The following is a 13,125-nucleotide window of genomic DNA, read 5'->3' on the forward strand; positions in this document are numbered from 1 at the left end:
AAGAGTGCCCTCGCGAATCTCGTCCAGCAGGCGCTGATACGCAGAATTGCCTTGTGGACCAGGTTGTAACGGGGCGTCATGAAGGGTCATCGCAGGTTCTCTTGTTATATTGCATCCAGTTGTATACATATGGATATATTATAAGTCAACGAAGCTGGAACGCTTACCTTGCACAGCCAAACCGATACCCCCTCTCTTCTGACGAAACGGGCCGTCACGCTCGGCCTGGCGGTGTTGGGCACTGGGGTATTTTGGGCGCTCAACCTGCCGCTACCTTTTCTGTTCGGGCCAATGAGCGCATGTTTGATTGCAGCTCTTGCGCACGCACCGATGGAAGGCTTTGGACAGGTCTCGGTTGCCGCCCGCACTATACTGGGCGTGGCGGTAGGGGCATCGATTACGCCGGCTCTGTTTGCTGAATTGCCGAAAATGGCCGCGTCAATTGCGCTGATCCCGTTCTTCATCCTGCTGATCGCGCTGGTAGGTGTGCCATTCTTTCGCAAATTCTGGGGCTTTGACTCCACAACGGCTTTCTACGCAGCCATGCCGGGCGGTTTGCAAGACATGATCATTTTTGGCACTGAGGCCGGGGCCAATCCGCGTACCTTGTCCTTGATCCACGGTACGCGCGTGCTGATCATCGTGACGTTGGCCCCCTTGTTCCTCACTGTGTTCTATGATGCCCAACTCACCAATCCGATTGGCGAGCCCGCGCACAACCTGCCAATACATGAATTGGCGCTGATGGTTCTGGCCGCCATTGTCGGCTGGAAAGGCGGAGAGCGGATCGGCCTGTTCGGGGCGTCAATCCTGGGGCCAATGATCCTGACGGCAGCCTTGTCACTGGGCGACTTCATTCATACCCGACCGCCTCGCGAGGCCATCCTTGCAGCGCAGTTTTTCATTGGCTGCGGAATTGGTGTGAAATTCGTAGGTGTCACATGGGTCGAACTACGCCGGGTAGTGGCAGCGGGCTTCGCCTATGTCATTGTCCTTGCCGTCCTGGCAGCCGCTTTCACCGCCGTTGTCACCACCTTGGGACTGGGCCAACCTGTCGAGGCGTTTCTGGCCTTCGCGCCCGGTGGGCAGGCAGAGATGACGGTGCTGGCCATCGTCTCGGGCGCGGATTTGGGCTTTGTGATCACCCACCATCTGACAAGGATCGTGCTGGTGATCATCGGTGCGCCCATCGCCGCAAATCTTATTCTGCGCTGGTCCAAACCTCGGGGTTGATCATGTGGATCGGAGCGCCTTCGGCATAGGCGTTCACCTGATCGAAAATATCCGCGAATTGCAGGTCGAACTCGTCTTCAGTGACAAAGCCGATATGTGGGGTCGCGATCAGGTTGGGATGTGACAAAAGCGGGTCGGTCGGATCAATCAGTGGCTCGGAATCGAACACATCAATCGCCGCTTTGCCGGGGCGACCGACGTTCAGCGCCTCAAGCAAAGCACCAGACGCGATCAGCCCGGCTCGCGAGGTGTTCACAAACAGCGCCTCCGGCTGCATCTGTGCGAAATCCGATGCGGTGATGATCCCACGCGTGTTAGGTTTCAGGCGCACATGGACTGAGACAACATCGCTGTCGGCAAAGAACGCTTCACGGCTTGGCGCGACCTGCATGCCATCCGCCTGCGCACGCGCCCGGCCTTCTACGGATGACCACCAGATCACATTCATCCCAAAGGCCTCGGCATAACTTGCAATGGCGCGAGCAATGCGGCCATAGCCATAGAGCCCCAACTGACGCCCCCGCAGCGTCTTGCCCACGCCCGCCTGCCAGTGCCCTGCTTTGACGGAGGCCATTTGTGCGGGCAAATCCCGCACCCCGGCCATGATTAACGCCCAAGTAAGTTCGGCTGCAGCATAAGACGGCGTCCCGCCATGCATGTTTGAGCACAGCAGCACGTCGTGATCTGTGCAGGCCTCAACATCGACATGAGGATAAACGCTGCGCTGGCTGATCAGTTTCAGGTTTGGTAATTTCTCCAGCAAGGCGCGGGTGACTTTGGTACGTTCGCGGAACAGGACAAGCACCTCTGCGTCCTGCAGTCGTTCGGCCAGAGTGTCAGTGTCTTCGACATGATCCGTCCATACCGTCACCTCATGACCGGTGAGTTTCTCAAAGCAAGGCAGGCCACGCAGCGTGTCAAACCAGTCATCAAGAATGTGGACCTTCATCGGCTTTCTATACCCTGCTCAGTGTTCAGTTTTCTTGGCGTCGGGACAAAATGCGGTGCGTCAAGGGCGGCCAGAGCGTTTCGGACCCGTTCGCTTTGATCCAGCAGATGGTTGAACTGCTCATCACACCCGGCGATCGGCGTTGGGTATTCTGCCATATCTCGCCGCAAGGCCGCTTGCGCCAGCTTTAGTTCCTGACGCGCGATACCGAGGCATTCCGAATAGTCGTCCATCGTGACCTCCTTTTTGTATACCATAGTATACTTTATGGCTGCCACCTAATCAACTCCCGTCCCAAACAGATTGCGGCACATAAACATGCCCGTCCGCCAACTTGCGCGCAGTTCGAACTAAGCCCGCCGCGTTCACGGTGAAAACGTCGTCGGTAGTGAAATCGACCAGCACGTCTATTTTGCCCGAGGCGTGTTCCAGAACAACTTCGGCTGGGCTTTTCGTGGGGCGATCCAGCAAACCGTCCGCAACAGTCCCGGGCGTCAACGCGCAAGACGCCATGCATTGCGCGCCGGTGACCGCCATGGTCGGGTGGGTTTTCCACGGCATGAAATACCGCACTGCGAGCGTTCCGCCCTCTCTGGCAGGCGCGACAAGGCCGAACTTAGGGGTGACCGATTTGGACACATCCCCCATACCTATCCGCTGCCCTGCTTCGATCCTAACGGCCTCCATCCGGTCAAAGAACGCGCGGTTTGCGTCCAGCTCCTTGGCGCTCTCATAGCCGGTCAATCCGAAGTCGGTAGCACGAGCGATGGCCATCGGCATGGCGACATCCATGCAGGTCAATTCGACGCCCTGAACTGTATCGCGCAAGTTGCCCGTGGGCAGGAACGCTCCGGTGGCCGAGCCCACCACGCCCATGAAACTGAGCTGCACCGGCGCGGAATGACCGGGAACGCCTGCAATTTCCGCATCGCCCTCATAGGTCAATTCGCCCCCGGGTGTATTCACCTTGGCCACGACCCGAGCTCCGGTGTTGACGGCCCGGATGCGGATCTCGGTTTCATCGCCCTGCGGTTGGAACAGCCCCATCTCAATGGCAGCAGGGGCAACCCCAGACAGGATATTGCCGCAAGTGGGTTTGAAATCGACCAGCTTTTCCTCGACCGAGACCTGAGCGAAGAAATAGTCGATATCGACCCACTCATCCTCACTGACCGACAGCATCGCGACTTTTGTGGTCACCGCCGCGCCGCCGCCGATGCCGTCGATGTTCAGCGACTGCCCGGACCCAAGAGCGGCGATCAGCACCTCGGCCAGCGCGTCCAGATCCTCAGGCAAATCCGAGCGGCGGAAATACGGGCCTTTCGACGTGCCGCCGCGCATCAACATATAAGGGATTGCGGTTTGAGTCATCTTGAACCCCTCACTTCAACGGCCAGGGCACGCTGACCATGTCCTGCAACAGACCCGGCGGGAAATCGCGGTTCAGAGCGCCCGCCATCAGGCACATGAACCCGATGCCGCAGGCGGTCAGGATCAGAGTCATCTGCCAGCTGGACCCGGCGCGGATACGGAGAAAGGCGATCAGGAACCCTATCAGGGCGAGGATGAAGCCCACCACCCACGTGGTCGCGATCAAACTGGCGAACCACGCCAGAGTGGACCACAGACCGTGGGGTGCGCTGGCGTCTTCACCGGCGATTTCCTTGTCGGCAAAGATCACGTCGCCTTCGGGACGTCGCATCATCTGGATCAGAAGGATCACGCAACAGAATAGCGAGACGCTGCCGATCACCAACGGGATGATCTTGTCGGTCATGTTATAATCGGGGATCATGTTGGCGTTGATCAGGGCAACGATCAGATAGGCCATGATCACCAGCAGGAAGATCAAAGGCGCGCGCTTGGTCCCTGCCTGCACGTCACCCTCAGCCATGATCATCTTGGCCTGACGGATTCCCAGTATGACCGAAACAACCGTAACCACGATCAGTACGATGACGATAGGGCTGAAGACATATTCCATCCCCTCGCCAAAGCTTTTGCGGAACCGGAATGAGGCGATCTGGAACGCCTGATTGGTGAACTTCTCAACCGGGTTCGACAGAACGAAACCGATCAGGAAGGCGGGGCGCGACCAGTCGAATCGGCGCAGGAAGATGCCGATCAGGCCGATCACGAACAAGGCCAGCAGGTCTTCGAAGTTCTGACCGGACTGGAACGCCGCAAAGCTGATCAGCATGAACAGGAACGGGGCCAGATAGGTGAAGCGGATCGTGGTCAGCTTGGCGATCCCGCCCGATGCCGCGATGCACAAGATCGTGCCCACGACGTTGGCCAGCGCCAGCAGCCAAACGATTGAATAGGTGATGTCGAGATTGTCTTTCAGCATGCTTGGACCGACCTCGATATCGCCAGACCCCAGCAGGGCCACCGCGCCGATAAAGATCGCCATTGAGCCGGAACCGGGAATGCCAAACAGCAAAGTTGGCACCAGCCCGCCGCCCTCCTTGGCGTTGTTCGAGCTTTCCGGGCCGATGACTCCGCGCACTTCGCCTTTGCCGAAATTGCTCTTGTCCTTGGTGGATTGAACCGAATGGCCGTAGGCAATCCAGTCGACAACCGAGCCGCCGAGGCCGGGTATGACGCCAACAATCACGCCAATGATCGAACAACGCACCGACAGCCATATATTTGCGAACCAGTCTTTGACACCGTCCAGCCAACCGGCGCCCAGTGAGGCCCCTTTGGCAATCGACCGATCTTGACGCAGCAGCGATACGATCTCGGGCACCGCAAAGATTCCCAGGCCAACGATGACCAGCTTCAGGCCGTCCGTCAGATAAGGAATGTCATAAGTCGCCATGCGCAGCGAGCCGCCAGCGTCGGCCTCACCAATGGTACCGACCATCAAGCCCAGACCGGCGGCGGCGACTCCTTTCAGCGGGATCCGCCCGGCCAAAATGGCGACCATCGACAGGCCGAGAATTGTGATCATCAACATCTCGGGCAGGCCGAAGGCCAGAACGATGGGCCGCGCGATCAGAATGAACATGGTCAGGAAGGTCGCGCCGACCAGCCCGCCGAAGAGGGACGAGGAAAAAGCCGCCGACAGCGCCCGCGCGGCCTCGCCCTTTTTGGCCATAGGGAAGCCGTCCAGCACCGTCGCTTGCGAGGCGGAACTGCCGGGAATGCCCATCAGGACGGACGCGAATGTGTCCGAGGTCGGCACCACCGCCACCATGCCGATCATCAGTGCCAGACCAAGGATCGGGTCCATTCCAAACATGAAAGGCAGCAACAGCGAAAGGCCGGCAATGCCTCCAAGCCCTGGGAAAACACCTACAGCCAGCCCCATAACGACGCCGAGCACAAGATAACCCAATACGATAGGTTGCAGGATAAGACCCCACGCGTCACCAAGCGCAGGCAGAGCGGTGGCGAAAACCTCCATAGCGGCCGCCTTTCATTAACTGTTTTGTATGTAGAGAAACGCGCGCCCTTCGTTGGGCGCGCGACGACGTGTCAGCTTAGTTCAGCTCGACGCCGTAGGCCTCTTTCAGCCAGTTCAGGACGTATTGCTTGGCATTGTCGTCCACATTGGTCGCCGTCTGCAGAGCAGATTTTGAGCCTTCGCCGACAAAAACAGGATACTTACCAACGCGTTTCGAGGAGATATCAGCAAAATCGCCCCGCTCGGTCACAGCTTGGAACGCTGCTGTATAGGCATCGACGACCTCTTGCGGCGTGTCACCGGGCAGGAAGGCCAGCTTCTGAACCGGGAAGCCTGCCACGAAGAAGGCTTTCCACGCATCCCAAGCCTCACCGCTGGTTTCGCAACCATCTGTGGCCTCGCAAACCTCTTTAAAGGTCGGAATATCCGGGAATGTCGGGTCGCGCACGATATTGCCATCCGCATCCAACGCGCCCCACGTCATCATCGGAACGGCCTGACCAGCCTCGACCAGCGGGGCCGAGCCGCCCAGATAGCCCGAGGACGTTTGGTAATCGATATTGGCTTCACCACGTTCGAACATCAGGCGGCCATCACCGCGGCCCTTGATGCCAAAGACAGGCTCAACATTCATGCCCAGCATCTGCCAGGCCAGCAGCGGCACAAGGTCTAAACGAGTCGCGCCCTGCGAGCCGTAGATGAAGTTGGTGTCTTTCAGCGCATTGGCAGAACCATCAAACTTGGCTCCATCCTCGGCGTTCAGATAGGCAACGCCACCGGTACCCGACGCCATAACCGGAATCCAATCGTTGTATTCGTAGCGCACACGCGGGTCGCTCAGCAGATACGGGAACTGTGTTGAACCCGACGTGCCAAACAGCAGGGTGCCATCGTCGTGCTCCTGCTCCTGAAACCAGTTCGCACCTTTGGTCGATCCTGCACCGGGCATGAACTTAACTACCACAGTCGGCTGACCCGGCAGCGCCTCGGACAGAAGCGGGGCAAAGAAGTTGGCCCATTTGGCCGACCCGCCCGTTTCCGAGAACGGAATGACCCATTCGATGGTCTTGCCCGAGAAATCGACCTCGGCAGCGGCAGGTGCGGCGAGTCCGGCGGCGGCAATCAGCCCCACGACGGCGCGACGGGTGAAGTTGGAAATGGCCATTGGTTCCTCCCTGTTGACCAGACAACCACGTCAGCGCCCTCCGCACCACCGTGATTGCAAATAGAACTGTGGGGTTGATTCCCCCTCCCATCTGGCAATCATGGAGCGCCAACCTTGCGCGAAACTTGCAGGAGCCCGAATGCGGATCGTCATCATCGAGGATAACGAGACCCTCGCCAACGCCATTGCCTATCGCCTGCGGGACAGGGGCCATGCCGCTGACGTGCTGACAGATGGTGTCGCGGCCGATTTGTATCTGGAACAGGAAGGCGCAGACCTGATCGTTCTGGACATCAACCTGCCGGGTCGGTCAGGGCTTGAGATCTTGCGGTCCCTGCGCAACCGGGGCGACAGCGCGCCTGTCATCCTGCTAACCGCACGTACCGAGACCAGCGACCGTGTTTCCGGTCTGGATATGGGCGCTGACGATTACCTCGTGAAACCCTTCGAAATGGACGAACTCGAAGCCCGCATCCGCGCGCTGTCCCGTCGCAAACAACTGGATTATGGCGCGCGCGAGACCATCGGAGATCTTGAGTTCGACCGCACCGCCCGGCAGGTGAGCGCAAAGGGCCAAATTCTCGATGTGCCGCGTCGGGAAATGGCTGTGCTTGAATGCCTGCTGGAACGGCGGGGCAGGATCGTCCCCAAAAGTCAGTTGACCGATTACGTCTACGGCGTGGGCGCCGATGTCGACGATTCAGCCGTCGAGCCGCATGTGTCACGACTGCGCAAACGCCTTCAGAACCTTGGCATCCGGATCAAGACCGCCCGTGGCCTTGGATATCTGCTAGAGGTGCAGAAGTGATCCGGCACGGCTCACTCAGGCTCAGGCTTTTCATTCTGATCCTGACGCCATTGGTGCTGCTCGCAATCCTGCTTGGATACTGGCGCTACACCGTGGCCCAGAAAACGGCGCAGGAGTTATTTGACGACAGCCTGCTATCCGCCGGTCTGGCCATTTCGCGCGACGTGGCTGTGTCAGAAGGCGATGCCTTGTCGCCCACCACGCGCAGCTTGATCCGCGATGCGTCAGGCGGGGAGATTTTTTATCACGTGACCGGACCCGGTGGCATCTACGTCACAGGGTATGCATATCCTCCGGCCGCTGCAAACCCGTCAGAGCAAGACGCATACCAGCCGCAATTTTTCGAAGCAGTTTATCGGGATGAGTCGGTGCGCGTGCTGAAAATGACTGAGCGGGTCACGTTGGATAACCTGGTGGGCGATGCGACAGTCACAGCGTGGCAACGCGTTGCGGACCGCAACGCTTTTGCCAACGAACTGTCGATCCGCGCCGCGATCCTGATGGGTATTCTGCTGACCACCCTTGCCGTTGTCGTGTGGTTCGGGGTCGCACGCGGGTTGCGCCCCTTGCTGGATTTGCAGGATGCGATCGACCTACGCTCACCTGACGACCTGAGCGAAATCAGACGCCCGGTCCCGGTCGAGGTTCATGGAATTGTTCAGACGTTGAACCGGCTGTTTGGACAGGTCGAGCACAGCATCAACGCCCATCAGGTGTTTATCTCAGAAGCCGCGCATCAATTGCGAAATCCGGCGGCTGCGGTCCAGTCCATGGCTGAGGCATTGCGCGATGCAAAAACAGATGAGGACAAAGACAAACGGATAATCGAGCTGGTGGCAGCGGCAAAGAATTCGGCTACAGTGGCGGAACAACTATTGTCACTGGAACGACTGCGGCAACCTACGCATCAGGATCAGATGGACAAGATTGATTTCCGTGCGGTTGTGGAAGAGGCCTGCGCTGACATGGGCGTTCATATCCTCACACAAGGGATCGATTTTGAAGTCACATTGCCAGAACCAACAATCTTGGTCTCGGGAGATCGGATCTTTTTGGCAGAGGCTATCAAAAACCTGCTGGACAATGCGCTTAAGCACGGCGGCGCTGAACTGAGTCGAATATCAGTTGTACTGCGTTGTGACGCGGGGAACGTCAAACTAACCGTATCTGATGACGGAACCGGCCTTTCACCCGACCAAAGCGAAGCCGTTTTCAGTCGATTTTCGCAGCTGGAATATTCCGAAGGTAGCGGTTTAGGGTTGTCGATTGTCTCAGCTGTCGCGAAGCGTCACGGAGGAGTGGTCGCAATCAACCAAGTCGAGCAAGGAGCAAGCGTTACGCTCGAGCTTCCCATAGCCCTATAGTTTGTTTCTATTTCTGCCCGGAACCCGAAACCTTTCATAATCAAAGAGAATTATTGCGATTACAGCGAATGACCGGTTTCCGCCAGTTTCATTAGAATAACAATGCGTTCTTGCGCAAACAGTAAGGGCGCAGCCTGCTCCGCTGCACCTGCTTTGGGTCATCGGCATATGGACAATCCAAACGCCTCTGGCTGTAAAGGGTAAGACGCTGCCTTCCCACCCGGGCAACCCTATTAGACAACACCGTGTCCTCGGCTACGCCTGCGGGCCGCACCACTATTGTCGAATAGCATTGCCTCGCCCCCATCCGCGTTCGCCACGTGGCAGATCAGCAGGAACAGGCGCTTTCGGCGTCTGATCTGCAAATCAGCCCTGATTTTCCCAAAAAGAAGTCAGGATCAATGAGATCGGTCCAGGTGTTAGATGAAGGAAGTGAGGCGAAAATGGAAAGGTTCTGTCGCTGGTGGCAGAACTATGTGTCGCCTTACACAAGCACTGTGGAACGTCACTGATTCCTGACTCAATCGGCGCACAAAACCTCAATAAATGGGCAAATCACGTCATTCAATTCTGACCCAAACGTCAAGCATTTCTGACCCAATACCGGTAGCCCCTATTTATTGACACTGCGGCCAAGGTGTGTGGAGAGCCCATTTTGACAAATGCTGCGCGCGCACGAGCGACTTCGAAGCTCTGATTGCTGCCTTGGGTCTGCGCAAGGATCACACCTTGTAGAAGCCAACCAGACTATCTCCACGCTACGGTGCGGTCCGCCTAAGCTGCCATTGAAGTACTGCGACACAATCGCCGAAAGAGAAATTTTTTGTGGAAATTAATGCGAACTCTCCTCAATCGTCACGCAGAACTAGATCTTTTGACAGTTATTCGGTTTTCACCGAAAAACCAAAACAGACCCGCTTGAGGACGGGTCTGTATTTCGGCCGAACGATGTTTTGGGAGGAACATCGATTGGCCGTTTTGGTCTCGCCAGAGGTTCAACCAAAATGCTCTTTGAAGCGATCGATACAGCGGCGGAAACCGTCTTCGAAATTTCCGTTACCGGGATGGTAGACACTTTCGAATGATATCACCCCATCATAGGCGTCGGTTTTCAGAGCATCCGCCATCGGCTGAAACTGATCGGCCAGTTGGCCTTCGCCCATTTGTTTGACCGTCAATGTTGCGCGGGGCGTGTCGACTTGAACGTCCTTGATGTGGATGTGCCCGAGATAGCCATCTTTTACCTCGTCATACCCAGCAGGAAACGCTTGTTCGTGACACCAGCAATTGTTGGCCGGATCCCAAAGTACCTTTAACGTGTCTTTGGCATCCAGATCATCGATCAGCTTACGGGCGGTGTAATTCGAATTCACCATGGTCCCGTTGCCCGTTTCGACGACCAAAGTCACTCCGCCGTCCTTGGCAACGTCAATCGCCGGTGCAATCAGGGGCAGCATCGCGTCCCATGCACCCTTGGCGACGTTCCATTTTTCTGCACCTCCGGACCCCCACAGAATCTGCTCTTTCTTCGGAGTCATAATGCGCACCAATGGGCCGCCGACCACATGCGCCATGTCGATCACGCGCTTCAGAGCATCCATATGCTTGCTATGCAGGTCGTCCCCTGGTTTGTTCGCCCCGGTCATTCCCGCGAAGATGTGGCGCGACAGACAGGATACAGGCTTGCCCCGATCCCGAAGCAGCGCGTCAATTTCCCTGATCTCATCCGCAGAGTGATCGCCAACCTCCGTATCGCCGACAAATTGCAGTTCGGCATATTCGAGGTCAAACTCATCCATCACATCGACCGAGTGTTTCAGGTCGCGACTGATGCCATCACAGATAACGCCAAGTTTCATGTTCTTGTCCTTTCTCAGCGATGCAACTCAGCGCCGACAATGTCTTCGATCACGCGGGTGCAGGCCCAGTTGTCGCCATCGGGGAATTTGGTTTTGCCAGCATGGAAAATCTGCATGGCAGATGAAGCAGTATGCATTGGAACGCCGAGCTCTTCGGCCAGATCCAGTGAGATGGTCAGGTCCTTGTGCATGGTGCCGATGCCCGAGCCAGTGTTTTCGAATTTACGGTCGATGATGTTCTCCAGCGCTGTGTTGGTGCATCCGCATCCCGCGCCAGAGGTCGAAAAGACCTTGAACAGGTTTTCGCCCTTCACGCCCGCCTTGGCGGCAAGAACCGACGCCTCAAATGTTGCCGAAAAGATTGAACCGATCAGAGTCTGCAGACATGCTTTTACGGTCTGACCTTGGCCGGGCCCGTCCCCTACGCGGTGAATGGTGGCCGAGACCGCCTCCATCACTGGTTGGAATTCGTCCAGTACGGTATCAGGGGCCGCAGCCATCATGGTAAGAGTGCCGCCCTGCGCACCCGGAAAGCCGCCAGAGACAGGGCTGTCGATCAGGTGGATGCCCGAACCGACCATGGCCTCGCCAATCTCGCGGGCCTCACGCGGTTTGATCGTGGCGGTCAGAATGACCGCGCCGCCCTGCGCCATGTGACGGACCAGACCGTTTTCACCAAGAATGACAGCCTTGGCCTGATCGCCGTTCATGACCATGACATAGACTGCATCCGCGTTGGCCCCTACATCTGCAACACTTGCTGCAGGCGTTCCGCCCATTTCAGCCAGCGCCTTCAGGCGCGCTTCACTCAGATCAAACCCGGTGGTTTCGAACCCGTTTTTGATCAGGTTCTTCGCCAGCCCGCTGCCCATATCCCCTAATCCAATGACACCTGCACGTTGCATAATTGTCTTCCTAATGTGTCGTCCGGCCCGGCCGGAGTTGAGGTTTGGCGCCCCATCTTCCGAGGCGTCGATGTGTGCGGGGATTTCAGGCTTTGGCTGACCAAGGCCGGGCAGGTCCGGAAGACACCCCGCTGCCCAATTCCGTGTGGCTACGGACCCATGACCGCGTCCGGTATCCAAAGGACCAGTTGCGGGAAGATCGCGATCAAAATCAGCACCACCACATTTGCCAGCAGGAACGGCGCGGCACCGACGAAAATCTTTCCGATCGGCATACGGCAGATTGCAGCGCAGACATTCAGGCAATTTCCTACTGGCGGTGTGCATGCACCAACCGCGAGTCCCGAGACCATCACCACACCAAAATGCACACCAGACACGCCCAGCTTTTCAGCGACCGGCAACAAAACCGGTGTCAGTAATAGAATGGCGGGACTAACGTCGATGAACGTACCCGCCATCAGGATCAAAATGGCTGTCAGAACCATGAAAGCGACCGGGCCAAGTCCGAGGCCCGAAACGAAATCGGCCAGTTGATTGGGTACACGTTCCAGCGCCAGTACAGTGATGAACACCTGACTGAACGCGATGATCATCATGATCTTGGCGGACATGATGATCGCGTGGCGCATGGCCCCCGGCAAATCTTTGAGAACGCCGAAGCCGACGATGAATAAGCCGATGATCAGACCGTAAACCACCGCCGCTCCGGCTGTCTCGGTCGGAGTAACGAAACCGAATACAACCGACCCCACGATCAGGATTGGCATCAACGCCACGGCAGCCGAACGCCGCGCCTGTCGCCCTGCCTCGGCCAACGTGAACGGTACATCTTCGGTCGGGTAATCGTTCTTCTTGGCCAACAACCACACGACGATCAGCTGCAGCAGGCCAACCATGATGCCGGGAATGATCCCGCCCAGAAACAGGCGACCAATGCTTTCTTCAGCGGCAACAGCGTAGATGATCATCGGAACAGACGGCGGAATGATCATGCCCATTGTGGATGAGGCAACTGTGATCCCCGCCGCAAAGCTCTTGGGGTATCCGCGCTTTTCCATCTCAGGGATCAGAACAGACCCGATTGAAGCAGTATCCGAGGCAGAAGAACCCGAGATACCGCCGAAGATCATCGAGCCGACCACGTTAACCAATCCCAGCCCGCCCTTAAGGCGGCCGACGAAGAACATGGACAGGTCTAGCAGGCGCCGCGTGATGCCTCCGGAATTCATCACCAAGCCCATCAGGATGAAGAAGGGCAGTGAAACCAGCGGATAATTATTGATGCCGGAGAAGAAACGCTGAACAACGAACCCGGTCGCTGCGGGAGCCTCGATCAGGAAATACGCCAGTGACGCCAGCCCCAGAGAATAGGCAATTGGAACTCCGCAGACCAACAGTATTCCCAGTGTGGCGAACAGGATCAGCAT

The 13,125-nt window shown here is 57.4% G+C and carries 11 protein-coding genes; 3 read left to right on the top strand and 8 right to left on the bottom strand.

The window, feature by feature from the left end; translation table 11 throughout:
- Positions 1-168: 168 nt before the first annotated feature.
- Positions 169-1,233, top strand: coding sequence for an AbrB family transcriptional regulator (locus ACR0KJ_RS18160; protein WP_170456738.1), 1,065 nt, complete (start codon positions 169-171; stop codon positions 1,231-1,233).
- Here the strand turns inward: ACR0KJ_RS18160 and ACR0KJ_RS18165 are convergent.
- The 5 genes from ACR0KJ_RS18165 to ACR0KJ_RS18185 all read right to left on the bottom strand — a co-directional run bounded on the left by ACR0KJ_RS18165 (position 1,202) and on the right by ACR0KJ_RS18185 (position 6,759).
- On the bottom strand, positions 1,202-2,182 hold the full coding sequence (locus ACR0KJ_RS18165; protein ID WP_480627345.1) for a D-2-hydroxyacid dehydrogenase family protein: 981 nt from the start codon (positions 2,180-2,182) through the stop codon (positions 1,202-1,204). The genes ACR0KJ_RS18160 and ACR0KJ_RS18165 overlap by 32 nt on opposite strands.
- Positions 2,179-2,415, bottom strand: a complete 237-nt coding sequence (locus ACR0KJ_RS18170; RefSeq protein ID WP_480627346.1) for a hypothetical protein — start codon at positions 2,413-2,415, stop codon at positions 2,179-2,181. Before ACR0KJ_RS18170 ends, ACR0KJ_RS18165 begins: the two co-directional genes overlap by 4 nt.
- Before the next feature lie 49 nt (positions 2,416-2,464).
- Positions 2,465-3,553, bottom strand: a complete 1,089-nt coding sequence (locus ACR0KJ_RS18175) for a 4-oxalomesaconate tautomerase (RefSeq protein WP_480627347.1) — start codon at positions 3,551-3,553, stop codon at positions 2,465-2,467.
- A gap of 10 nt (positions 3,554-3,563) precedes the next feature.
- Complete coding sequence (locus tag ACR0KJ_RS18180; protein WP_480627348.1) at positions 3,564-5,594, bottom strand: tripartite tricarboxylate transporter permease; 2,031 nt, start codon at positions 5,592-5,594, stop codon at positions 3,564-3,566.
- Between the two features lie 76 nt (positions 5,595-5,670).
- Positions 5,671-6,759 carry a type 2 periplasmic-binding domain-containing protein gene (locus ACR0KJ_RS18185; RefSeq protein WP_170624810.1) on the bottom strand — a complete coding sequence of 363 codons (1,089 nt, stop codon included), beginning with the start codon at positions 6,757-6,759 and terminating at the stop codon, positions 5,671-5,673.
- 139 nt (positions 6,760-6,898) lie between these two features.
- Here ACR0KJ_RS18185 and ACR0KJ_RS18190 point away from each other — a divergent pair, with 139 nt between their 5' ends.
- Together ACR0KJ_RS18190 and ACR0KJ_RS18195 are read left to right on the top strand one after the other, a co-directional pair.
- Positions 6,899-7,567, top strand: coding sequence for a response regulator transcription factor (locus ACR0KJ_RS18190; protein WP_480627349.1), 669 nt, complete (start codon positions 6,899-6,901; stop codon positions 7,565-7,567).
- Entirely contained in the window at positions 7,564-8,931 is a 1,368-nt protein-coding gene (locus ACR0KJ_RS18195; RefSeq protein ID WP_480627350.1) for a sensor histidine kinase, read from the top strand. The genes ACR0KJ_RS18190 and ACR0KJ_RS18195 overlap by 4 nt, the downstream gene beginning before the upstream one ends.
- A 995-nt stretch (positions 8,932-9,926) precedes the next feature.
- On the opposite strand, the gene ACR0KJ_RS18200 is transcribed toward ACR0KJ_RS18195, so the two are convergent.
- The 3 genes from ACR0KJ_RS18200 to ACR0KJ_RS18210 form a co-directional block, all read right to left on the bottom strand.
- Positions 9,927-10,790 (bottom strand): sugar phosphate isomerase/epimerase family protein, encoded by an 864-nt coding sequence (locus tag ACR0KJ_RS18200; protein WP_480627351.1) that lies wholly within the window; start codon positions 10,788-10,790, stop codon positions 9,927-9,929.
- Between the two features lie 14 nt (positions 10,791-10,804).
- Positions 10,805-11,695: an NAD(P)-dependent oxidoreductase gene (locus tag ACR0KJ_RS18205; protein WP_480627352.1), complete on the bottom strand. Its 891-nt coding sequence runs from the start codon at positions 11,693-11,695 to the stop codon at positions 10,805-10,807.
- A gap of 149 nt (positions 11,696-11,844) precedes the next feature.
- On the bottom strand, positions 11,845-13,125 hold the full coding sequence (locus ACR0KJ_RS18210; RefSeq protein WP_170410381.1) for a TRAP transporter large permease: 1,281 nt from the start codon (positions 13,123-13,125) through the stop codon (positions 11,845-11,847).

Source organism: Ruegeria sp. AD6 (assembly GCF_056542325.1).